This is a genomic window from Lactobacillus sp. VURO6/B1 (VP7) (assembly GCF_058139575.1).
On record NZ_JBVOWJ010000001.1, the window covers coordinates 122,516 to 146,267 of the forward strand.

Sequence of the window (23,752 nt, forward strand, 5' to 3'; positions counted from 1 at the left end):
AAATTCTGGAGCTATTTTTATTATGCTGTAAATAAAATGAGCTGGAATCATCTTCCAGCTCATTATTAATCTCATTTCCAGTTAGGATCGTTAGACAAAGGCAATTTATGCCAATAATCAGGCTTATTTACCTGACGACCACGAGCAATCGCCATATCATATTTGGCCACATCTTTGGTAATTGTTGAATCTGCTGCCACAAAAGCATGATCAGCAATATTGACTGGTGCAACTAAAGTAGCACCTGAGCCAATGAACGCACGATCACCCACATTAGTATGATCTTTTTTGATACCATCATAATTAGCAAAAATAGTACCGCAACCAACATTTACATCTTTACCTAATGTAGCATCCCCAATATAAGTCAAATGACCTACTTTAGAATTTTCGCCAATTTCAGCATTTTTAATTTCTACAAAGTTACCAATATGGGCACCTTTTCTTATGATTGCTTTTGGACGTAAATGGGAATTAGGACCAACATCTGAAAAATCATCCATCTCTGCTTGTTCAACCGTTGAAGAAGTTACTGTAACATTGTTAGCAATCTTAGAATCAATAATTCTAGAGCCAGACGTTATTACACAGTCGTTCCCAATTTCAGTATTGCCCTTAATCACGACATTGCCTTCAATCAGCGTATCACAGCCAATTTTAACTTCCGCATCAATATAAGCCGTATCAGGGTCAATGAAAGTTACGCCATTTGCCATATGCTTTTTATTAATTCTTTTTTGCATAATTTTGGTGGCCTGAGCTAAAGCATAACGATCGTTAACCCCTAAGCTTTCGCTGAAATCTGGCATTTTATATGCACCAATTCTTTGCCCTTCGTTACGCAAAATTTCCAGCACGTCAGTTAAATAATATTCTCCTTGAGCATTTTGATTATCGACCTTTTTTAAGGCACTAAATAACAATTGATTGTCAAAGCAAAAAACACCGGTATTAATTTCGTTGATTTTTAATTCATCTGCTGTGGCGTCTTTTTGTTCAACAATCCTTAACACATTATCTTGATCGTCTCGAATAATGCGACCGTAGCCATAAGGATTAGGAGCTTGAGCGGTCAAAACAGTAGCCGCATTACCTTTGCTTTGATGATAATCAAATAATTTTTGAAAAGTTTGGCTTGTAAATAGTGGTGTATCACCCGTAATTACTAAAGTAGCACCCTTTTCTGCTGCTAACTCATCTGAGGCAGTTAAAACAGCATCACCCGTACCAAGTTGCTTTTTTTGTAAAACAAATTCAGACTTATTGGCAAGCACTTTTTTAACTTCTTCTGCACCATTACCCACAATTGTAACTATTTTATCTGGTTTTATTGCTTGCGCTGCTTCAACAACATATTCGACCATTGACTTGCCGCATACTTGGTGTAAGACCTTGTACAACTTTGATTTCATGCGGGTTCCTTTGCCCGCTGCCAGAACAATTACAAACTTTTTCATTAATTTTAGCCTCTTTTATTTTCCTAGATTATTATTACATCTTAGTATATCATCTTATGAATTAAAAGCGGTCAAAATCTGTGTGTACAATCAAAGATCCCGGCTCTGCCACTATGACTTTCCTCTTATCATCAATTCTTTTGATTTTGACTAAAGAAAGATGACCTTCAATTAATTTTTCATCATCAAAATCCGCTTCACATAAAACACAAACACCAGCAATGTTGCCGTTAAATTCTCTAACTAATTGCTGCATTCCTGTTAAAGTGCCGCCAGCCATCATATAGTCGTCTATGAGCAAAACATTGGAATTTTCTTTTAACACTCTAGTTGGCAATTCCATTTTAGAAACACGATCAAGTGAAGAAGAAATATAGTTTACTGATACCGTCGCACCTTCTGTGACTTTTGAGCGCTTACGTGCAATGATAAATGGCACGTTCAAATAACGTGCAACTGCCTGTGCCAAAGCAATGCCCTTAGTTTCAATCGTCATCACAATATCAATGTTAGAATACGCATACCTGGTAGCAATTAATTTACCTATCTTATCCAAGTCTTGTGGATTGCCAATGATATCAGATAAATAAACAAATCCTCCTGCTAAAATGCGGTCAGGGTCCTCAATGCGATTTGCCAATTCGTTTAAATATTTCTGAGCATGCTTTTTGCCCCAAAAAGGAATATAGCGCACTCCCCCAGCCGCGCCAGCGACAGTTTCTAAGATACCGTCTTGATTATTTGCTAAAGTATGTTTTAAAATTGCAAGATCCTCCGAGATCGAAGACTTTGCTGCACCATATCTTTTTGCAAAAAATGGTAGCGGAATTAAGTCATGTGGTCGTTCCATCAAATATTTAGTCATATCAACTAATCTCTCTGAACGTTTCATAGAATTACCCTCCTATTGTTTGTCTTTTGCCAGTTACTACTATACACTCAACCATAAAAAAAGGCACTAACATTTTACTAAATGTTAATGCCAAAAAGTATTTTCTAGATAATCGCTTTAATCTTACTGCACAGCGTCATCAAATTTTAATGTGATATTTTTGGTTAACAAATCCGTATAACTATAAGAAACATGTTCAAAATTATTTGAATCTTGATCTAAATCAACTACAAAAACTGCGGGAAAAGTATTCTTTAAAATTCCACGTCTTTTTGTAACTTTCTTACGTCCAGCTCTTGCAACTACAGTCAACGAATCACCCAAGTGTGAATCCAGCTTACTTTTAATGGTCATAATAGATGTTGGCAATGAAAACAACTCCTTTGGGTTGAATTATACCACTTTATTATTATTTTTTCAATTCTTTTTAAAAAGTACCACAGAATATTTTCGTCAATTTTTAACTGGAACCTTGGCAGCAATTTGGACAAATTGCTTAAGATTCAACTGTTCTGGACGAATTTGAGAATCGACTCCTAATGACTTAATTAAATGTGTTCGCTCATCATTGTTTGGTATGAGTGTTTTCAAATTGTTATTTAATGTTTTACGACGTTGTGCAAAGCACATCTTAACTACCCAATTAAAGTGCTTAGGGTCAGCTATATCAATTTTATTTTCCGCAGGCAAAGGCTTTAAAACCACTACACTGGAGTCAACCTTTGGTCTTGGAATAAAAGAAGAACTTTTTACCGTCATAAATGATTGAACGGCCATTTCTGCCTGAACAGCAATTGTTAAGGGACCATATTCTTTTGTCCCAGAATGAGCACTTAAGCGATCTGCCACTTCTTTTTGCATCATCAGCGTCAAGCTGGAAAATTTTAACTTAGAGTTATTAAGGAAGAAAATTATCGGCGTTGTGATGTAATAAGGAAGGTTAGCCACTACTTTGATTGGTTTGTTTAGATCAAAGAAATCACCCAAATCCTGTTTAAAATCAGCTTTTAAAATGTCTTTCATTTTGAGCTTAAACCGGACACTCAGTGGTGCTCCAGCAATTTTGACCGGTAGTTCGTTGTGCAATATTTCAGGAAGTTTTTCATCTACCTCATAAGCAAAAACTTTGGCTCCTGCCTTCAGCAATTGTTCGGTTAAAGACCCAATTCCAGGGCCAATTTCGATTACCTGGTCATCTTTTTTAATGTCAGCCGCTTGCACAATACCTTGAAGAGCATCCAAGTCTACTAAAAAATTCTGACCCAGGCTCTTTTTAGCTTTCATAAAATACCGATTAATAATTGCCTGAGTTCTAACAGGGGAACCAATGGGAATCTCAGTGCTCATCTTGAACCTCCTCAACAGCTCGTTTAAGTTCAGCAAGTGAAATACCAAAAGTTTGTAAACGGTGATAAAACTGCTTGCCATTACCGTAGCCAATACGCAGCTTATTGCCAACTAATTCCCGCAATTTACGTGAATTAGGACCACTTGCTAGGCCCAATTTTTGGTACTTTGCTCTTGTAAGATCACTTATCAGCTGTTTTTTTTCATGTAAATCACTTAGGGCTTTCACCAATGCCTCTTTTGATGCGTGCTCAACACCAAGTGAGCCCTTTTTATGAGGCTCTCCCTCTTTACGAGTAATAAAAGCTTGTCTAGCAGTCGGTACTGCCTTAGTCACTATGCGCCTTATCCGCTCACCGTTTAAATCAGGATCGGTCAAAACGATAATATCTCTTTTGTGAGCTAATTCCTGTAGCTGTATCAGCACTGTTTCAGGCACATCGGAGCCATTAGTTTCAATTGTTTCAATGCCTGGGAAAAATTGCTTAAGCCGAATTGTATCGTCTTTTCCCTCAACGACTACGACGGCATCAAAATGTTTCTTAGTTAAGTCCATAGACCCTCATTGTATTTGCATATGTTGCCTGAGCAACTTCTTCTAGCGTAAGACCTTTCAATTCAGCAATTGCCCGGGCTACATAATAAACATTTGCAGGTTCATTTTGCTGGCCACGATAAGGCTTAGGAGTGAGATAGGGTGCGTCTGTTTCAACTAATAAACGATCCAAAGGAGTTTTTTGAGCTGCTTCATGCACTTCCACTGCTTTAGTAAAAGAAACAACCCCTGAATATGAAAAGTACACATTCAAGTCTAAGAACTTCTTCAGCCATGAAATATCACCATTAAAGCTGTGTAAAATCGCACCATACTCTAAATTGCTGTTTTTTAGTATTTCGTAGCAATCGCTAAAAGCATCTCTCGTGTGAATATCAACTGGCTTTTTCAATTCATGAGCCAGTTCAACCTGCCTGGCAAAAACTTCTCTTTGTTTGTCACGAGGAGACTCATCCCAATAATAATCAAGACCTACTTCGCCTAAGGCAGCCACACCCGGCAGTTGCAACTGCTCGATCAGTAAATCCTCTGCTTTTTGACCATAATCTTTGGCAACATCAGGGCAATAGCCCACCATCGCATAGACTTGAGTAAAACGCTGACTTAAATCAATCGCACGCTTGTTAAAATCAGGATCCTGCCCAGCACAAATTACTTTGGTTACACCCAATTTTTGTGCCCGGTCAAGATAAAATTCTTCTTTACCGCGAAAAGGCTCATCCTGTAAATGAGTATGGTTATCAATTAACTCCATTAACTCAGTTCTGCCCCGATTTCATGTTCGTCACCGACTAAAGCTAATTTAACTACACCATTTTTTTCACTAGACAAAAGCATACCTTGACTCAAATGACCCAACATTTTGCGCGGCTTAAGATTAGTTACGGCCAAAACTTTTCTGCCCAGTAATTCACTGGCATTAGGGTAATATTGCCGAATACCACTTAAAATCTGTCTTTCATCACCATTACCAAAGTCCATTTGGAATTGCAATAATTTCTTAGAACCTTGAACAGGCTCAACAGACAAAATTTTACCAACTTGAATTTTAACCTTAGCGAAATCGTCTATAGAAATTTCTTTATCCTGACCTTGTTCACTGCGGCTTTCCTTCTTAGGTTTAGCTTTAGCCATCTCATCTTTAATGTATTTAATTTCTTCTTCAGGCTTGACTCTTGGGAAAATTGGTTTTGGATCAGAGATGACCTGAGTTTTCCAAGCACAGGCACCAAACTCTAATTTCTTTTGTTCATCATTGTTCCAGTCAAGACCTAATTGTCTGAACATTTCAACTGGAGTTCTGGTCATGATTGGTGCGATTAATAAGGCAATGATTCGCAGGCTCTCTGCTAAGTTTGACATTACTCGAGTTAAATCAACAGATTTTCCTTCCTTGTTTAAGTTCCAAGGCATTGTTTCATCAATATACTTGTTAGCACGATTAATAAACTTCCAAATATTCTCAATCGCTTGAGTAAAGTGCAAAGTATCCATTTCTTTTTTGTAGCTGGCAATGACGTCTGCCGCTGTTTGAGCCAAGTCCTTACCTAAATCATCCTGCTCTTGGGCAACTGGTTCAACATGTCCATTCTGATACTGATTGATCATTGAAACAGTTCTGTTAAGTAAATTACCTAAGTCATTGGCTAAGTCATAGTTAACCCGTTCAACGAAATCTTCTGGCGTAAAGACACCATCGGAGCCAAACGGCAAGGCCCGCATCAAGTAGTAGCGCAAAGCGTCCACACCGTAGCGATTAATGATAGACTCAGGATAAACAGCATTACCCTTTGATTTGGACATCTTGCCGTCCTTCATTAACACCCAGCCGTGACCAATGACGTGCTTAGGTAACGGTAATCCCAAAGCCATCAACATGATTGGCCAATAAATAGTATGGAAACGTACAATTTCTTTACCTACCAGATGAATGTCTGCCGGCCAATATTTTTTAAATAATGAATCATCATCTGAACCATATCCCAAAGCAGTAATATAGTTAGATAAGGCATCAATCCAAACATAAACAACATGTTTAGGATCACTTGGTACAGGAATGCCCCAGGAAACAGTAGTTCTGGTAACTGAGAGGTCTTCAAGACCCGGTTTTAAGAAATTGTTGACCATTTCCTTTTCACGAGAATGAGGCAGGATAAAATCAGGATGATCTTGGTAATATTGATATAGCCTATCAGCATATTTACTCATTTTGAAAAAGTATGATGGCTCCTTAACAAGCTGCACTTCATGACCTGATGGGGCCTTACCACCAATCACATTACCATCATCGTCTTTATAAACTTCAGCCAATTGTGACTCTGTGAAGTACTCTTCGTCTTCTACTGAATACCAGCCAGTATATTCACCAAGGTAGATATCACCCTGTTTTAGCAGCTGTTCAAAAATTTCCTGGACACCTTTTACGTGTTCTTTATCAGTTGTCCGGATAAATTTGTCGTAAGAAATATCAAGGCTTTTCCACAACTTTTTATAAATAACAACCATTTTATCCACAAATTCTTGTGGCTTTACTCCTTGCTTTTCAGCTTTCTGTTCAATTTTTAATCCATGTTCATCAGTACCGGTTAAAAAGAAGGTGTCGTAACCCTGACTACGTTTGTAGCGTGCCATCACATCTGCTGCGATAGTAGTATACGCATTACCAATAGTCAATCGACCAGACGGATAATAGATAGGGGTTGTAATATAGAAAGTTTTTTTATCAGCCATTTTCATTTTCTCCTTAATTTTTGTTTAATTATATTATATTATACTACACCAATAAAAAAGCGAATTCCTTACGGAGTTCTCTTTTTTAGTAGATATTTAGCATTCTGTGCTTATTTTAGATTAAAAACTTTTCACCTTTTAAATAAAAATGCTTGATCACTGTAGTCAGTAAAATATATAGAACAAGTATACCAAATACTACCCACATAAATTCAATTGGCATTTTGCCAAAACCCAGCTTTGTTGCCAAGAATGAAAATGGAATTAAAGTTCCAATTACTCCTGCACCAAATGTGGCCAAGGTAACTGCTGGTGCTGCGTGCTGTTTAACAAATGGCAGACGGGGATCACGCAGTGCATGAATAACCATTTCCTGAGTCCAAAGTGATTCAATAAACCAACCAGTATGGAAAAGTGCCACAAATGCTACTTTTTGTGTTGCTCCAAGCGCGCTATAATTGCCACCGACTAATTGCGGACAAATTACAAAAAAGAGTAGCGCAAACGTCAGGATATCAAATATAGATGATGTAGGCCCGAAATAAAACATAAATTTAGGCAGCTTCTTAGTCGACCATGTTCGTGGTTCTTTTAAAAACTTATCAGACATATCATCAAATGGCAGAGAGAGGCAACTAGTGCCATAAAGTAAATCGAGAACTAACAGCTGTAAGGGCAGCATCGGCAGGAATGGCAGGAATGAAGATGCCACCATAATTGATAAGATATTGCCAAAATTGGAAGACAGCGTAATCTTGATATATTTCATAGTGTTGCCAAATACTTTGCGACCGATTCTCACGCCTTCTTCTAGTACATTTAAATCTTTATGTAGCAAAATAATGTCAGCAGATTCCTTAGCAATATCCACAGCTGTATCAACAGAAATTGAGACATCTGCTGCTTTCATTGCAGGCGCATCATTGATGCCATCACCCATATAGCCTACTGTATGACCATTTTGCTTTAACAGATTAATAATTTTGGTTTTATCTTCTGGTGATAATTTGACAAAAATATTGCACTCTTCCACCATTTTAGCTAATTCTTCTGGTTTCTTTCCTTCCAGATCTGCCCCTGAATAAACCGTATCAACATTCAAACCAACTTGCAGGCCTACAGTTCTGGTAACTGCTTCATTATCGCCTGTTAAAATTTTAACGTTAATGCCATCATATTTTAGGCGTGCCAAAGCATCTTTAGCACTTTCTTTAGGAGGATCAAGAAAGGCCAGATAACCACATAAAATAAGGTCATTTTCATCTTTAACCGAAAATTCTCCAACAGGAGCAGGATTACGCTTGTATCCCAGCATGATAACGCGCAAGCCATCATCATTCATGTCGTTAACCTTAGCCATTACTTTTTGTTTTCGCTCAGGAGTCAAAGGCAGAATCTGACCGTCAACTTCAAGCTTGGTAGCAACAGCCATCATTTCTTCTGAAGCACCCTTGGTTACTAAGAGGTGCTCACCATGTTGCTCATCAGAGTTTTCCACCACGACGCTCATGCGCCTTCTGGAAAAATCAAAAGGAATTTCATCGATTTTATTGTAATCACGCTGAATTTCACTGATGTCCAGTTCATCGCCAGCAGCTTCAATAATTGCTTTATCAATCAGATTTTTCATTCCCGTTTGGTAGTTAGAATTAAGGTAGCCTAATTCCAGAATACGCGGATTTTCTCTTAAGTTGAGATCATAATGACGTTCCAAAACCACTTTATCCTGCGTTAATGTTCCCGTCTTATCCGTACACAAGATATCAGCAGAGCCAAAGTTTTGAATTGAATTCATCTTTTTGACAATAGTGCCTTTTTTGGACATCTCAATTGACCCCTTGACCAGATTGGTGGTCACAATTACGGGTAGCATCTCAGGGGTTAAGCCAACAGCTGTAGCAATTGAGAAAATTAGCGCATTAACCCAGTCACCTTTGGTGATGCCATTGATGATGAAAACCAAAGGAGCAATGATCGCAGTCATGATAATCAATAATTTAGAAACATTTTTGATACCAATGTCAAAGGTAGTATTCTTAACATCATTATGTGAAATATCATGAGCCAGTTTGCCGAACATGGTTCTCTCACCAGTAGCAAAAACAATTCCTAAACCAGAACCGGAAACGATCGTCGTGCCCTCGTAGAGAATGTTGGGATAATCAAGATAGTCGCGATCAGCACCAAGTTTAGGTTTTTCTGTAGCAATCTTTTCCACTGGGTTTGATTCACCATTTAAAGAACTAGATGAACAAAAGAGGTCCTTACTAGTCAAAAGTCGCATGTCTGCCGGCACCATATCACCAGCAGCTAGGCGAATTACATCACCAACAACGACTTCACTAGTATCAATTTCTTGGTCTTTGCCATCACGAATAATATCTGTTGTGACAGAAACCATTTTTAATAGTGAATCTACCGCATTTGAAGACCTAACGTTTTGGACAAAACTGGTAATACCAGAAATTAAAACCATCGTTAGCATAATGGCAACGGTTGTTAGATCTTTTTCACCAGCTGGCACAAAGATATAATCAGTAAACAAAGACAAAGTTGCCAAAACCAATAAAACTAGTGTAAAAGGGGTAATAAAAGCTTCAGCTAAAAAACGCAACTTAGAATTATGTTTATTTGAAGCAATAGTATTAGCACCGTATTCCTCCCTATTTTTTTCAGCCTGCTTGCTGGTTAACCCGTTACTGCTCGCATGTAGCCGCGCCAAAGTTTCTGATCTGCTTTCCTTGGCAATTGCCTTGACCAGTGCCAAATCTTTGTTGCTAGTTGTGCCATTTGGTTTTTTCAGCATTATCCCCACTCCTCATCACAGAATTAATTCAAACAAACTAAAAAAAGAGCCGCCTATGCTAACCGCTTGGCGCCCCTTTTCAACAGGTATTATTATACTCATCGTTCAGTTTTAACACTACGTGACGTAAGTCATACAGCTAGCTATCTGGTTTTCGCCTTATATCGACGAAAACTATTTGACCCGTTGGCATCTCTGGATGTTTCCGGGCGATAGCATTTGTTCACGTAGGAGTCTCACCTAACAGTTTATTTGTTGTTTATTTAATTGCATTGTGAGTGTAATACATAACACATGATAAAGTCAACATTTTTGTCTTTTTTTATTTATCTTTTCTTAGGTTCAAATTGTTTTTAAAGAAATAAATCAAACCGCCAATTAATAAAGCAAGCGCCAAGGCTATAGGCAAGGCCAACCTGTGAGGGTGAGAAAGCTGCGCCCGCTCATCACTGGACAAATCATACTTATCCAGTGAATATTGGTAACGTTGATCAATAGTAGTGGCACATGCTCTAAATACAAAGCGCAAACCTTCGTTAAATTTCTTTTTATTAGTGCTGCGCAATTTATCGGATTGTGAGCGAATAATATTGCCGCGAACATCAGCCGAAAACGCACTATGCAGATCTTTACTGGAATAAATTTGCACATTGCGTTTTTTGTTTTTAGTGCCAACAACAATAAAAACCGTCCGCTTATACTTATTTAACTTTGCCGGTGTCAAGTGATCAGTTCGATTTACCGTTTTTACAATAATTTGTGGTTGCTCACTAGTCTGAAAATAACGGTCATTTTTTGCTAAAATTAATTTGCTGGTTTCTCGTTCAAGCAGATTGCTATTATCTTTAATGTTAGGACTTGAAAAACCAGTCATTGTTAGAAAAATGCCAATAATGGCCGTGAGCAAAGTAAACTTAGTTTTCAGCGTCTTCCAGCTTATGGGCCAATTGCTCCACATATTGTCGATCGATTTTAATTTGTTCATAAGGAACCCCGCAGTCTTTAAAAAGTTTGATTGCAAGCGGATTGTCATTATAATCAAAATAATAATTGATTTTTTTCACTCCAGCCTGCACTAATGCCTTAGCACAATTATAACAGGGAAAGTGTGTGACATAAATTTCTGTGTCATCGGTTGAAACGCCGTTACGTGCACATTGGATCAGTGAATTCATTTCAGAATGAATGGTGCGCACGCAGTGCCCGTCAACCAGTTGGTGTCCCACATCATCGCAATGAGGTTGTCCCGTAACAGAACCATTATAGCCTGTGCCAATGATCCGATTCTTTTTTACCAAAACGCTACCAACCAAAGCCCGGTCACATGTTGAACGCTGGGCAATCACTAAGGCCTGCATCATAAAGTACTGTTTCCAGGGAATTCGCTTACGCATTTTTTTACCTCTTAAAATAATTCAAGCCGATTGCATCCCTTACCTCTTGTAAGGTTTGGTTAGCTACTTCGTTCGCTTTTTTAGAGCCCTCAATTAACATATCATAGACAGCAGATGTGTTCTGTTCGTACTTTGCGCGCCGTTCACGTATTGGAGTCAATTCCTTTTCCAAGACTGTATTTAAGTAACGCTTAATTTTGACATCACCCAAGCCGCCTTTTTGGTAATCTTCTTTCAATTGCGCTACCTTATCCTTGTCAGGATCAAAAATATCAAGGTAGGTAAAGACAGTGTTCCCCTCAACTTTACCTGGATCTTCAACATGAATGTGCTGGGGATCAGTATACATTGACATTACCTTTTGTTCAACGGTCTTGGCATCGTCAGACAGATAAACAGCATTATTTAAGGATTTGGACATTTTGGCATTACCATCTAATCCCGGCAAGCGGCCTTCGCCCTTTTCTGGAAAGTAGCCCTGGGGTTCTACTAAGACATTGCAGTTATAAACGCGGTTAAAGGTCCGCACAATTTCACGTGCTTGCTCTAGCATTGGCTCTTGGTCATCACCAACCGGCACCAAAGTCGCCTTAAAGGCTGTGATATCAGCTGCCTGTGATACTGGATAATTTAAGAAGCCCACGGGAATAGAGTCGTTAAAACCTTTTTGCTTGATCTCGGCTTTAACAGTTGGATTACGCTCCAAGCGGCTAACTGTAACTAAATCCATATAATAGGCGGTCAATTCAAACAAAGCGGGTATTTGTGATTGAATAAAAACTGTAGAAATTTCAGGATCGATGCCAACTGCTAAATAGTCCAGCGCTACTTGAATTAAACTTTTTTGAATTTTTTCAGGATTTCGCGCATTGTCAGTCAGTGCTTGCGTATCAGCAATCATAATATAAGGATGATATTCACCGGAATTTTGTAATTTCACCCTGTTTTTTAACGAGCCAATATAATGTCCCACATGCAACTTCCCTGTTGGGCGGTCACCTGTAAGGATAACTTTCTTTTTCATCATACTTTACCTTCCTTAAATAATTAAAATCTTTTTAATATAATAATTATATTAATTCTACCAAAAATCGTGCAATGATTAAACATGGAGGAAAAAATGTGCAATCAATTTCAACTGCCAAGTTTAGCAGAAATTAAAAAATACTTAGTAAATGACTTAAATTTGCCTCTAATAGAACCGACAAGCAATTTGCCTCAAAACCAGAACATTTTTCCTAAAGGTCTTGCTCCCGTTTTGGTTTACGTTGATAACCAGTTGCAGCTGCTGCCCAAATCATGGGGTTATCCCAGTCCGTATGATCAAAACAAAGTCATATTTAATGCGCGAATTGAACGCTTTTTTGAAGAAAAACGGTCAATGTGGGATTCTTCTTTTGCCAAATCTCGTTGTATTATTGTTGCCAGCCAATTTTTTGAATCGGGTCATAATACTTATTCTGCCGCAAATGGTCATACATACCATGAACGCTTCAGTTTCAAGAATGCAAATGGTGCTCTGACACTAATTGCCGGAATTTATCAAAAAGATCATTTTTCAATGGTTACTACTCAGCCAAATAGGACTTACGCCGAAATTCATAACCGGATGCCTTTGGTCATTCAGGCAGCTGAATTGCGCCAATGGCTATTTCAGAATTTTTCATCCTTAGTTGACCGTAGCCAGTTAAGTCTTGATTCTGTTAAGTTGCCACCTAAAAAGTAACAATATCTCCAAATTAATGCAAATAGCTTTTCACTCCTATTTATTATTACGCAAATTGAGACTAGAGCTCTTAAAAAATGACATTACTTTAGGACATTTTCCCTTCTCCTAACAGCTTACTTGTAAAATTTTAAAAAACAAAACTTGGTTTCGAAAACGAAACATGGTAAACTGTTTGAGTAATGCGGGTATAGTTTAATGGTAAAATGTTAGCTTCCCAAGCTGAAGATGCGGGTTCGATTCACGCTATCCGCTTAATTAAAAAGCAATGACCATCAAAGTCATTGCTTTTTAGCTGCCGAATTATTAGTTACCAGCAATAAATTTAACTTTTAATTATAAGTTATTACAGCTATCTTTTTAAAAGGTAGTTGCACCTTTTCTTGTTAACTGGGTATAAAATGTGCAAATAAATAGTCAAGATCTACGCTACAGTCATTAGGATGCAATAACAGTTACCATGTATTGCAAAAAAATTTGTAGAACCTAACAGTGTGTTAACAACTTTTGAATCAAAAATAAAGAGTCTGGGAAAAAAGTGTTCTTTGAAGTTAAATTAAAAAATTTCACAATTTAAAAAGACCGACAAATCAACGTTTTATTGACGTGATTTGTCGGCCTTTTTTAGTTAGGTTAGAGTTTTTTCCCAGACTCTTTTCTAATTTCGATTACTTAAGTCATAATCATTAGGAGAACGCCATTTAATACTGCTAAATAAATTGGCATCCATAAAGTTTGCGTATAGAGGTATGACCAAGCAAAAAGTGCTCCAAAAATCATATTAATTAGTAATAGTGGCAGCGAACTTTGCCAGTTAAGCAGACTAAACAGAATACCTGAGGTAAATATTCCCAGAACTGCAGTTAAGACGGTATTGCTTCTAAAAGCATAATTGAATAAAAAACCGGTGATCAAAAATTCTTGCAGTATTGGTAAAACGATGCCAATTGCAACTACTAAAAACCAGTAGGTCGCTACTCCTTCATGATGCAAATAGGCAATTTGAAAATTATATAATTTAAGTCTGCCATAAGATTGCAACCAGGAAACACTGATACGCAATGCTGTTACCACAGCAGTCAAACCAACGATCAAGCCAAAGTTGCTAAGCCAGGAACCCGCAAAACTACGGTCAAAAAAGCGTTGTTCCCTATTAAAACGATAAATAAAAAACAGTGAAACCATTAATGAGATAGTTGCAAATAAGATTAGATCCCAAATATGAATTGGTGAATTAGCAGTCACTAACTTAATCACCCCGACAACCATCAAATAGCTAATGAAATAAATAAGATAGCGTATGATGTTGCCTTGCCTTGATGCTGGTGTATTCACAAAAATTACCTCTATACTATTATGTACCTTACAAGTTCCATATTATAGCAAAAAAAGATACCTATATAAAATATCAAGGCAATTTTTCTTAATCTACACTGACATTATTGATATCTTCCAAAGCAATTTTTTGGCCATCAACAATAATGCCGTCTTCACTATAACCATTGACAAAGCCTGTGATATCGGCGGGCAATTGATTATCACTGTTCATGACTTTAACCTGCAGATGAACTATGCGATGATTGCCATATGCTTTAAGTAACAGCAAGCTTATATCCTCTATATTCATAGTTTTTTTAATGGGATGCTTAACGCTGCGTTTTTGCTTATCGTTATTAATTGCCATTGTATGATCGCTCAAAAAGAAGCCCTGCCACTTTTTCATTTTGCGATCTTGGTAATTTTTAAAAAAGTCTTGAACTACTTTATCAAAATCATTCATATGCATTTCCGCCATTATGTCCACCAACTAGGCTGCTGCGCCTTATTGCTGTTGCACCCTTAGACAAACTTGAGGCTTTTACCAAACTGGTAAAACCATATTTTTTTCTGATTCTGTCAACAGTTATATTTATAGTACGTTTTTTTATCTGCTCAGTGGCCGGTACAAAAAAAGTTAATTGTTGGCAAGTATCAGGTTCTAAGCGACTGCAGTTTACTCCCAGAGCACGGACTGTCTCTCCATGCCAATTTTTACGGAAAAGTGCCAGTATTTCTTCAACTAATAAATCATTATCATTAGTAGGACAAATTTTTTGCTGAACATTAAAACCTTTACGGCTGCCATCTTGCTCATACTTAGAAAAGCCAACAAATAGGCTGATACAACCTGCTTGTAATCGGTGCGCCCTTATTCTGGCACCTACCTGCTCGCCAATTTCACGCAAGACTATTTCAATTTCTCGCTGATCTGTATAATCACGGTTTAGAATCTGTGAATTGCCGTAATTTTTCATTATGGGATAATATTTTTCGCTAATAATGCTGCGATCAACTCCCCAGCTGATTGCAAATAACTGCTCACCAATTACGCCAAATTCTTTTTTCAAAATCGCCGGATTAGTATGTGCCAATTCATACATATTATTAATATGTAACCGGCGCAAACGGGCAGCAATTCTTTTGCCAATTCCCCAAACTTCTTCCAGATCTTTAATTTGCCAAATAGTATCCGGCACATCGATATAATGCCAATAATCAATCATTGAACAGCGGTGCTTGGCTGATATGTCCATTGCTAATTTTGCCAGCAGGGGATTCTCTCCAATGCCACAAGTAGTATAAAGACCTATTTTGTTTTTGATTTCTACCTGAATTTTACGCGCAACCAGATAAGGATCATCTCCAAACAAACGCCAGGATTTAGTCATATCAATCATGCTTTCATCAATTGAGTAAACATGGATATCTTCATCGGCTGCATATTTCTGGAAAATTGCCAATACCTGCATGCTGCGCTTAATATATAAATTCATATGAGGTTCTGCCAAAATAAGATCTGGTGCATCTTTTTTTGTAGGTAAATCGCGCACCCGCATAACATTGGTTAACCCATACTTTTTCTTCGCTAAAGGTGAGGCTGCCATGATTAGCCCCGAGCCGTAATTTGTATGTGGCTGATGCGAAACAACAGCTAACACTGCTTTCATTGGGTTTAAGCCTAATTGAAGCGCCTCACAACTAGCAAAGAATGATTTGTTATCAATCATAAAAATTAAACGATGAGGTTCATAACGATAATCATACATTGCTTTCACTTCCTATTGCAAACTTATGTTTGCTAAAATAAATTATACAAACACCAGTTCGAATAATCAAGTGAAAAATTATTCAATTGCTTCAATCGTTACCCGATATTCTCCTGCTGGAGCAGCAACATTGACGGTTTTTCCAACTTCTTTTTTCATGATTGCCTGACCTAAAGGCGAGTCAAAAGCAATTTTACCAGCTCCAATATCAGCTTCCATACGACCGACAACTTGGTATGTTTCGGTTTCTGGATCATCAGCAAATTTTAGTGTGACCGTCTTACCTAAATCTACTTTGCCATCAGCCTTTTTCTCAATGATTTCGGCATATTTCAATTGCTTTTCTAAGTACCGCAAACGGCTTTGAAGGTGGCCTAAATCTCGTTTTGCTTCCGTATATTCAGTATTTTCCGATAAGTCACCCAAGGAGCGCGCTTCCTGCAAAATTTTAATTCTTCGAGGTCGGTCCTTTTTCAAATCAGCAATTTCATCTTTAATTTTTTGATAGCCCTGCGGCGTCATTTTTTGATAATAAACCAAAATATTTTTCTCCAATTTTTTAATTTCAATATTATCCACAAGCTATAAATTCCGCTATGGAGGTTTTCTTTCTTATAAATTAGCACTCTAAAAATAATAGTGCTAATTATTTCCTTTTTATGAATCTGCATACTATAATAATAATTGTAAGGAAGAAATGAAAGTCTTCTGTTACAAATATATAAATTTTGAAAGGAAGTTTTTTACTATGGCAAATGATATGATGAATCGGCACAATGATTTATTCGATGCGATGAACGATTGGTTTGATCTTCCAAGAAAATTTTTCGATAATAACGAAGTAGCAAAATTAATGCAATCAGATGTTGTTGAAAACGACAAAGAATACGTAATCAAAGTTGATATGCCCGGAATGGACAAGGATAAGATACACCTAAATTACAATAATGGCATTTTAAGCGTGTCAGGTTCAAGAAAGTCATTTAAGGAGATGTCTAAGGACAACAGCATTATTCACCGAGAAAGAAGTGAAGGCCACATTTCACGCAGCTTCAGATTACCAAACGTAGTTGCAAGTGATATTCATGCCAAATACGATAACGGTGTATTGACAATTACCCTGCCAAAGCAACAAGCTGGCGCAAGCGATAATTCAATTCAAATTGACTAATTGTCTTCAAATTATTTGTCTTCAAATTATTAAAGTATATTAACTCGCTGAAATAATAGAAAGTCTATTTAAATTTGTCTGAACTTTTTTAAAGTAAAACATATCAGTAACACCAAAATAAGCCACCCAGATCACAGTCTGGATGGCTTATTTTGCTTCCAACTGCTTCAAGTAATTTTTTTGATCATGCAGAATAGTGTTAGAGTTTTCAGAGACAATTATTATCTATTTGCAATAGTTTTAATCTAATAATAACAATAATAATTTTAAGATAGCTATTCTTGCAGCATGGTCAATGCTAATACGCAATCTGCTATAGCAGAGGTGCACTTTTTTAGCAGATGCTATTAAAAGCAGGTCGAAAAATTATCAACAAAGTATTCAAAGTGCCCCAGTACAAAATACAACAGAAAATACTCAAGATATGATTGCAGAGTTAAAGCAATTAAAAGAGTTAGTTGATGAAGGAATATTAACTGAAGAAGAATTTTCGGTTAAAAAGAAACAAGTTTTAGGATTATAAAGTCAAAGTAGGTTCAGCTATTGAACTCGCTTTTCTTTTAGCTTAAAATATAAAGTAATTTAAAAATAGATTAAAAAAGGAGAATATATTTTATGGCTCATAAACTAACTGTCCAAGAACTGGAAAAGTTTGCGGAAAACTTTAATAAAAATCCGCAAAATCAAGTTGTTGCACGAGCTGCTCAAAAAAGCGGTGTTCTTGCAGCGTCTTACAATGAACGTGTTCAAAGTGAATTGACCCGTGTGTTTTCAACAGAGTTGGATACTGAAAATGTTACTAACCAGCGCCAATCGGGGCGTTGCTGGGAATTTGCCACCCTTAATATTTTACGGCATTATTTTGGTAAAAAATATCACTGCAAGAATTTTACTTTCTCACAAAGCTACAACTTTTTCTGGGATAAAGTTGAACGGGCAAATATTTTTTACGACAATATTTTAGCTACTGCCGATGAACCACTTGATTCCCGTACAGTAAAAGCTTATTTAAGCGGCGCTGGCGGAGACGGTGGTCAATTCCACATGGGTGCAGCTTTAATTGAAAAATACGGTGTTGTACCTTCTTATGCAATGCCTGAAAGTTTTAACACCAATAATACTACTGGTTTGGGTAAGGCCTTGGGCGATAAACTGAAAAAGGATGCTTTGGTTTTACGCAAGTTAAAGCAAGACGGTAAAGATGATGAAATAGAGAAAGCCCGTAAGAAATTCTTAAGTGAAGTTTACCAAATAACAGCAATTGCAGTTGGGGAACCACCTAAGAAATTTGACTTGGAATATCGTGATGATGACAAGAAATATCACTTGGATAAAGATCTAACCCCACTGGAATTTTTGCATAAATACATGGGCGATGTTGACTTTAACGATTACGTTGTATTGTCTAATGCACCAGATCATGAATATGATAAGTTATATGGCTTGCCATTTGAAGACAATGTTGAAGGCTCTTACCGCATTAAATTCTTGAATGTCCCGATGGAATACTTGGAAACTGCAGCTGTTAACCAATTAAAAGATGGTGAGGCTGTTTGGTTTGGTAATGATGTTGGTGAACAAAGCGACCGTAAAAAAGGTTATCTTGACAGCAACTTATATCAACTGAGTGATCTCTTTGGCGTAGACCTCAAGATGTCCAAGGCTGACCGTTTGCGGACCGGTGCTGGCGCTTCAACTCACGCTATGGCCTTTGTCGGTGTTGATGAAGATGGTGGTCATGTACGCCAATGGAAAGTTGAAAATTCCTGGGGTGAAAAGAATGGTGACAAGGGGTATTTTGTCATGAATAATGATTGGTTCAATGACTATGTTTATGAAGTTGTTGTCCACAAAAAGTACTTGACTCCAGAGCAAGTTGCTATTGCTGAAGGTCCAATTACAGATTTACCAGCTTGGGACTCATTAGCTTAAGTCAATTTATAACTAATAAAAAGACGAAATTCAAAAACGAATTTCGGCTTTTTTATTAGGTATAAATAATTATTTACTTGCCACGTAATAATAGCTCATCAAATTTTTTAAAGAATAAATCTTTATTTGCTTTAGTTACCAAAGTAATTTCGCGTCCGTTAGGATCATCTTCCATTCGTCCAGCAGCCAATCCCTGTGTAACCACCTTTACCCTGTGCTTTTCAGAGGCCAAAACGACTTCGGGGTAAAGAGCACTAATTGTCGTTAATACATCCCAAAAATAAAGCTGCGAGCTTGGAATTGGTGGATTAACCAGCAGACAATAACCTTGCGCAACCAAGTCTACAGCTGGATGTTCACGCAAACTGGCCCAATGCATTCTTAATTTATCAGTTAATGGCAATTCTTCACTACTTTCAAGGCCAATAATCTGCATAGGAATATTTGATTGCAGAACCTTCTCAACAGCAAACGGATCCCAAAAAGCATTCCATTCTTGCGTACCATCAACATTAACCTGAACAACATTTCCATGACCATCAAGGGAACCACCCATCCAGTAAAGTTGCTCAATTTTATCCACTATTTTGTTATTAGTATCCAGTGCACGGGCCAAGTCGGTTAAAGGTCCCGTCATGACCAAAGTAACAGGCTGATCTGCTGCCATAATTTTTTCAACCATATCCAAATGAGCCGACTCTGCTGCCATTTTGGTAATCATTTTTCCAGATTCGTTTAATAACGGCAGATAATTAAATGAATATGCTGCTTTACGCCAGGCTTCGGGAAACTGATTGACAGCTCTTGAATCTGATTTAGCAATTTCTAATTGATCGCCTCTTAAGTTAAACCGGTCTGTCATCTTTCGACACACCTCAACAGCCGGGTCAACGTAACCATCCGCATCAATTGCACTAACACCTAGCAATTTAATATCCGGTGCTTGTAAGAGTAACAAATATGACACTAAATCATCAATATTACCATCGTGATTAAAATATATTTCTTTCATTATTCTTCCCTATTTTGACTTAATATAATTCTGACCATCTGCTGCTGGAGCAACTGATTTTCCAAAGAACAAAACTAAAACTAAAATGGTAATTACGTAAGGAGCAATCTGCATGTAAACAGCAGGAATGTGACTAAAGAATGGTAGTTGATTGCCAATAATACTGATACTTTGAGCAAAGCCAAAGAAAAGCGAAGCTAGCATTGCACCTAATGGGTTCCATTTACCAAAGATCATGGCTGCTAACGCCATAAAACCTTGTCCAACAATAGTAGAAACTGAAAAATTGCCTGAAATTGCTTCCGCAAAAACTGCTCCGCCAATTCCGCCTAAAAAGCCTGATATTAGCACGCCAGCGTAACGCATACCATAAACATTGATCCCCAAAGTATCTGCTGCTTGAGGATTTTCACCACATGAACGCAGACGTAAGCCAAAACGAGTTTTATACAAAACCCACCATAATAAGATTGATACAATTATTGCCAGCCAGGCAGGTGCAGAAGTGTTTTGAAAGAAAACAGGCCCAATAAAAGGAATATTAGCAAGGCCAGGAAAACTAAAATAACCAAAGCTCTGCGTAATGTTTTCAGTTTGACCTTTATCATATATAGCTTTGACTAAAAACACTCCTAATGGTGGAGCCATAAGATTGAGGACAGTCCCGCTGATGATGTGATCAGCGTGAAAATTAATGGTTGCTACAGCATGGAGCAGTGAAAATAGCAAACCTACAACTCCCCCAACAAGAAGACCAATCCAAGGAGTTGCTTTACCAAAAGCAGAAGCAAAAGTCAGGTTAAACACAACGGCAGAAAAAGCGCCCATTGTCATTATTCCTTCAAGGCCAATGTTGGTAATACCTGAATTTTCACTATAAACACCGCCTAAAGCAGTAAAAATTAATGGTGCTGAATAGACAAAAGTCGATGACACAATTAAAGCTAAAATCGTAACTAAATTCATGAATTTTGTCCTCCCTGAGTTTTTGTGGAACTAACAGTAACGTTATTGGGTTCAGTTTCTTTAGTCGCTGCATCTTTTAGGGTTTCTTTAGTCCTTTTAGTTTTAAACAGTAATCCAATGACATACTGAATAGCAACAAAGAAAATGATAGCAGCAATTACTATTGAAACAATTTCATAAGGAATACCGGCAATAGTTTGCATCCCTAGACCGCCAATTTTTAAAATTGAAAATAATAGTGAAGCCAGTAAAATGCCGACGGCTGTCCCACCACCAAGAAGAGCAACGGACAGGCCATCCCAGCCGATATCTAAGCTGGTCGTTTGGGTGAAATAGTTTTGATATGTGCCAAGACCTTGAACAACACCGCCTAAGCCAGCAAATCCACCAGACAATAACATAGAAAGCATGATATTCTTTTTAGCTGACATCCCTGCATAACGACTCGCCGCCGCATTGGTACCAACTGAACGAATTTCAAAGCCAGTAGTAGTCTTTTTCATTAAATACCAATATAAAAAGACCGCAACCAAAGCAATAAAAATTCCCGCATTAATCCGCGAATCGCCAAACATTGTGCTAAGCCATCCAATTTTCAAGCTGCCGTTAGCAGTAATTGCTTTAGTAGTATCAGTATCGATGCGCAATTTTGATGACATTACTTGCTGCATTAAATATTGACACGAATAAAGCACAATATAGTTAATCATAATGGTTGTTATGACTTCATTAGTCCCAAATTGTGCACGGAGCCAACCAGCAATACCAGCAACAAGTGCGCCAGCCAGAATGCCTGTTATTACTGCCAATGGAAGCAAAATTGCCTTAGGCATATTAGGATTAGCCAAAACCACCCAGATAGAAGATAACCAGCCAGCTTGAGCCTGACCAGGCAAGCCAATATTGAAAAAACCGGCAGTAGAAGCGATAGCAAAACCAATAGCAGTAAAAATCAGTGGGGTAGCTTCACGGATCGTTTCACCTATGCCGTTCATGTTTCCTAACGCACTGGAAAACATTGAAGCATATGCTTGAATCGGATTGTAACTCCAAACCAGCATGATGATTGCCCCGACTAAAAAGCCTGCCAAAATAGAAATGATTGGCACTAAGATTTTCTTGGTTTTTAGTGTAACTTTAAGCAAGAGCGCTGCCTTCTTTCTTAACGCCGGTCATTAACAAACCTAATTCTTCATCACTAGTATTTTCCGGCTTGACCTCACCAGAAATTCTACCATCGTGAAGCACAATAATTCTGTCTGACAATTGCATAATTTCATCAAGCTCATAAGATATTAACAAAATTGCTTTGCCCTGAGCTCTCTCATTTAAGAGCTGATTATGAATATATTCAATGGCACCAACGTCAAGGCCACGAGTCGGCTGAAACGCAATAATTAAATTACTGTCGCGACTCAATTCACGGGCAATAATGACTTTTTGCTGGTTACCTCCAGATAAATCACTTACAGGCATTCTTTCACTTGTAGTTCTGATATCAAATTGTTTAATTAATTTCTTGGCATGTTCATGAATTACATCATAATGCATCACGTTATGGCGAGAAAATGGTTCCTTATAATAAGTTTGTAAAGCCAAATTATCAGAAATCGAAAAAGGTAAAATCAAACCATATTTTTGCCGGTCAGCAGGTATATATGAAACACCCTTTTCAGTTATTTGCCGTACCTTACGATTAGTCATATTTTCACCGTCAATCAAAATTTTGCCAGAATCAATATGTTGCAAACCGGTTAGGGCCCTGACAAGTTCATCCTGACCATTGCCGTCAATACCAGCAACACCCAAAATTTCCCCAGCATGCAAATTAAAAGATAGCCCTTTAATTATGGCAACATTTTGCTTGCTTTTTACATGCAGGTCTTCAACTTGCAACATTGTGCGCCCAACTTTTTCTGTTGGCTTATTGACCTGCATGTTAACGTGACGTCCCACCATTAATTCTGCCAGACGATTATTATCAACATTAGCAACAGCAAATGTGCCCACACTTTTGCCAGCACGAATCACAGTTACACGATCAGCTGCTCGTTCAATTTCTTCCAGCTTATGTGTGATTAAAATAATCGATTTACCCTCTTTTGCGAGTTCATGCAGAATTTGAATGAATTCGGTAATTTCCTGCGGAGTTAAAACGGCAGTAGGTTCATCGAAAATCATAATGTCAGCTCCGCGGTAGAGAACTTTCAAAATTTCCACTCTTTGCTGTTGGGCCACTGTGATCTCACTAACCTTTTTCTGGGGATCAACGTTTAAGTTATAACGCTCAGACAAAGCCATTATTTGTTTTTCCGCTTTTTTAAAATCTAATTTAGGGCCCGTGGTAGTTTCATGACCCAAAATGATATTTTCTAAAACAGTAAAGGAATCCATCAACATAAAATGCTGGTGTACCATGCCTATACCTAAGTCTTTAGCGACAGTTGGATTTTTAATGTTAACCTTTTGTCCGCGAACTTTGATTGAACCTGCAGTAGGAGTAATCAGTCCAGATAAAATACTCATTAAAGTTGATTTACCTGCACCATTTTCTCCCAAAAGAGCTAAAATTTCACCTTTCCTTAAAGTCAAATTAATATCATTATTGGCTTTAAAGCCGTTAAAATCCTTAACAATATGGCGCATCTCTATTACGTTCGTCATATCTTTCATTTTA

General features: G+C 37.7%; 23 protein-coding genes, 1 tRNA gene and 1 riboswitch. Of the genes, 5 read left to right on the forward strand and 19 right to left on the reverse strand.

Annotated features, from left to right (window positions below; genetic code table 11):
• Window positions 1-71: 71 nt before the first annotated feature.
• From glmU to trpS, 11 genes are all read right to left on the reverse strand, one after another.
• Complete coding sequence (gene glmU, locus ACZ2M0_RS00535; protein ID WP_490058138.1) at window positions 72-1,457, reverse strand: bifunctional UDP-N-acetylglucosamine diphosphorylase/glucosamine-1-phosphate N-acetyltransferase GlmU; 1,386 nt, start codon at window positions 1,455-1,457, stop codon at window positions 72-74.
• 61 nt (window positions 1,458-1,518) lie between these two features.
• Window positions 1,519-2,349, reverse strand: coding sequence for a pur operon repressor (gene purR / locus ACZ2M0_RS00540; RefSeq protein ID WP_223902120.1), 831 nt, complete (start codon window positions 2,347-2,349; stop codon window positions 1,519-1,521).
• Between the two features lie 123 nt (window positions 2,350-2,472).
• Complete coding sequence (locus ACZ2M0_RS00545; protein WP_046332563.1) at window positions 2,473-2,718, reverse strand: Veg family protein; 246 nt, start codon at window positions 2,716-2,718, stop codon at window positions 2,473-2,475.
• 84 nt (window positions 2,719-2,802) lie between these two features.
• Complete coding sequence (gene rsmA, locus ACZ2M0_RS00550) at window positions 2,803-3,696, reverse strand: 16S rRNA (adenine(1518)-N(6)/adenine(1519)-N(6))-dimethyltransferase RsmA (protein WP_490058139.1); 894 nt, start codon at window positions 3,694-3,696, stop codon at window positions 2,803-2,805.
• Entirely contained in the window at window positions 3,686-4,252 is a 567-nt protein-coding gene (rnmV, locus tag ACZ2M0_RS00555) for a ribonuclease M5 (protein WP_490058140.1), read from the reverse strand. The genes rsmA and rnmV overlap by 11 nt, the downstream gene beginning before the upstream one ends.
• The gene (locus ACZ2M0_RS00560) at window positions 4,239-5,006 is read right to left on the reverse strand and encodes a TatD family hydrolase (RefSeq protein WP_490058141.1); all 768 of its coding nucleotides are present in this window, start codon (window positions 5,004-5,006) and stop codon (window positions 4,239-4,241) included. The genes rnmV and ACZ2M0_RS00560 overlap by 14 nt, the downstream gene beginning before the upstream one ends.
• The gene (metG, locus tag ACZ2M0_RS00565; protein WP_490058142.1) at window positions 5,006-6,982 is read right to left on the reverse strand and encodes a methionine--tRNA ligase; all 1,977 of its coding nucleotides are present in this window, start codon (window positions 6,980-6,982) and stop codon (window positions 5,006-5,008) included. Before metG ends, ACZ2M0_RS00560 begins: the two co-directional genes overlap by 1 nt.
• 115 nt (window positions 6,983-7,097) lie before the next feature.
• Entirely contained in the window at window positions 7,098-9,788 is a 2,691-nt protein-coding gene (mgtA, locus tag ACZ2M0_RS00570) for a magnesium-translocating P-type ATPase (protein WP_490058143.1), read from the reverse strand.
• Between the two features lie 89 nt (window positions 9,789-9,877).
• Window positions 9,878-10,043, reverse strand: a riboswitch (M-box (ykoK) riboswitch).
• A 67-nt stretch (window positions 10,044-10,110) separates the two neighbouring features.
• Window positions 10,111-10,746 carry a TPM domain-containing protein gene (locus tag ACZ2M0_RS00575; protein ID WP_490058205.1) on the reverse strand — a complete coding sequence of 212 codons (636 nt, stop codon included), beginning with the start codon at window positions 10,744-10,746 and terminating at the stop codon, window positions 10,111-10,113.
• Complete coding sequence (locus ACZ2M0_RS00580; RefSeq protein ID WP_187153946.1) at window positions 10,703-11,182, reverse strand: deoxycytidylate deaminase; 480 nt, start codon at window positions 11,180-11,182, stop codon at window positions 10,703-10,705. The genes ACZ2M0_RS00575 and ACZ2M0_RS00580 overlap by 44 nt, the downstream gene beginning before the upstream one ends.
• Before the next feature lie 4 nt (window positions 11,183-11,186).
• Window positions 11,187-12,206 (reverse strand): tryptophan--tRNA ligase, encoded by a 1,020-nt coding sequence (gene trpS, locus ACZ2M0_RS00585; RefSeq protein ID WP_490058206.1) that lies wholly within the window; start codon window positions 12,204-12,206, stop codon window positions 11,187-11,189.
• 96 nt (window positions 12,207-12,302) lie between these two features.
• Between trpS and ACZ2M0_RS00590 the strand changes: the two genes are divergently transcribed.
• Together ACZ2M0_RS00590 and ACZ2M0_RS00595 are read left to right on the forward strand one after the other, a co-directional pair.
• On the forward strand, window positions 12,303-12,908 hold the full coding sequence (locus ACZ2M0_RS00590) for an SOS response-associated peptidase family protein (RefSeq protein ID WP_490058144.1): 606 nt from the start codon (window positions 12,303-12,305) through the stop codon (window positions 12,906-12,908).
• 184 nt (window positions 12,909-13,092) lie between these two features.
• Window positions 13,093-13,163: transfer RNA gene (locus tag ACZ2M0_RS00595), tRNA-Gly, on the forward strand.
• Between the two features lie 417 nt (window positions 13,164-13,580).
• On the opposite strand, the gene ACZ2M0_RS00600 is transcribed toward ACZ2M0_RS00595, so the two are convergent.
• The 4 genes from ACZ2M0_RS00600 to greA all read right to left on the reverse strand — a co-directional run bounded on the left by ACZ2M0_RS00600 (window position 13,581) and on the right by greA (window position 16,534).
• The gene (locus ACZ2M0_RS00600; protein WP_223902129.1) at window positions 13,581-14,243 is read right to left on the reverse strand and encodes a CPBP family intramembrane glutamic endopeptidase; all 663 of its coding nucleotides are present in this window, start codon (window positions 14,241-14,243) and stop codon (window positions 13,581-13,583) included.
• A gap of 88 nt (window positions 14,244-14,331) precedes the next feature.
• Complete coding sequence (locus ACZ2M0_RS00605; RefSeq protein WP_490058145.1) at window positions 14,332-14,703, reverse strand: hypothetical protein; 372 nt, start codon at window positions 14,701-14,703, stop codon at window positions 14,332-14,334.
• Entirely contained in the window at window positions 14,681-15,994 is a 1,314-nt protein-coding gene (locus ACZ2M0_RS00610; RefSeq protein WP_490058146.1) for a Y-family DNA polymerase, read from the reverse strand. The genes ACZ2M0_RS00605 and ACZ2M0_RS00610 overlap by 23 nt, the downstream gene beginning before the upstream one ends.
• A 78-nt stretch (window positions 15,995-16,072) precedes the next feature.
• Entirely contained in the window at window positions 16,073-16,534 is a 462-nt protein-coding gene (gene greA, locus ACZ2M0_RS00615) for a transcription elongation factor GreA (protein WP_109587025.1), read from the reverse strand.
• 208 nt (window positions 16,535-16,742) lie between these two features.
• Here greA and ACZ2M0_RS00620 point away from each other — a divergent pair, with 208 nt between their 5' ends.
• From ACZ2M0_RS00620 to ACZ2M0_RS00630, 3 genes are all read left to right on the forward strand, one after another.
• Window positions 16,743-17,165, forward strand: a complete 423-nt coding sequence (locus tag ACZ2M0_RS00620) for an Hsp20/alpha crystallin family protein (RefSeq protein WP_223902132.1) — start codon at window positions 16,743-16,745, stop codon at window positions 17,163-17,165.
• A 424-nt stretch (window positions 17,166-17,589) separates the two neighbouring features.
• Window positions 17,590-17,688, forward strand: coding sequence for an SHOCT domain-containing protein (locus ACZ2M0_RS00625; protein ID WP_490058147.1), 99 nt, complete (start codon window positions 17,590-17,592; stop codon window positions 17,686-17,688).
• 92 nt (window positions 17,689-17,780) lie between these two features.
• The gene (locus ACZ2M0_RS00630) at window positions 17,781-19,097 is read left to right on the forward strand and encodes a C1 family peptidase (RefSeq protein ID WP_490058148.1); all 1,317 of its coding nucleotides are present in this window, start codon (window positions 17,781-17,783) and stop codon (window positions 19,095-19,097) included.
• A 73-nt stretch (window positions 19,098-19,170) separates the two neighbouring features.
• Here the strand turns inward: ACZ2M0_RS00630 and ACZ2M0_RS00635 are convergent, their stop codons facing one another.
• Genes ACZ2M0_RS00635 through ACZ2M0_RS00650 form a run of 4 tightly spaced genes read right to left on the reverse strand, consistent with a single transcriptional unit; the run spans window position 19,171 to window position 23,748 of the window.
• A complete protein-coding gene (locus ACZ2M0_RS00635; protein WP_490058149.1) occupies window positions 19,171-20,109 on the reverse strand; it encodes a nucleoside hydrolase in 939 nt (312 codons plus the stop codon).
• Between the two features lie 9 nt (window positions 20,110-20,118).
• Window positions 20,119-21,075, reverse strand: coding sequence for an ABC transporter permease (locus ACZ2M0_RS00640; protein ID WP_490058150.1), 957 nt, complete (start codon window positions 21,073-21,075; stop codon window positions 20,119-20,121).
• On the reverse strand, window positions 21,072-22,220 hold the full coding sequence (locus ACZ2M0_RS00645) for an ABC transporter permease (RefSeq protein WP_490058151.1): 1,149 nt from the start codon (window positions 22,218-22,220) through the stop codon (window positions 21,072-21,074). The genes ACZ2M0_RS00640 and ACZ2M0_RS00645 overlap by 4 nt, the downstream gene beginning before the upstream one ends.
• Window positions 22,213-23,748 carry an ABC transporter ATP-binding protein gene (locus ACZ2M0_RS00650; protein ID WP_490058152.1) on the reverse strand — a complete coding sequence of 512 codons (1,536 nt, stop codon included), beginning with the start codon at window positions 23,746-23,748 and terminating at the stop codon, window positions 22,213-22,215. Before ACZ2M0_RS00650 ends, ACZ2M0_RS00645 begins: the two co-directional genes overlap by 8 nt.
• Between the last annotated feature and the right edge of the window lie 4 nt (window positions 23,749-23,752).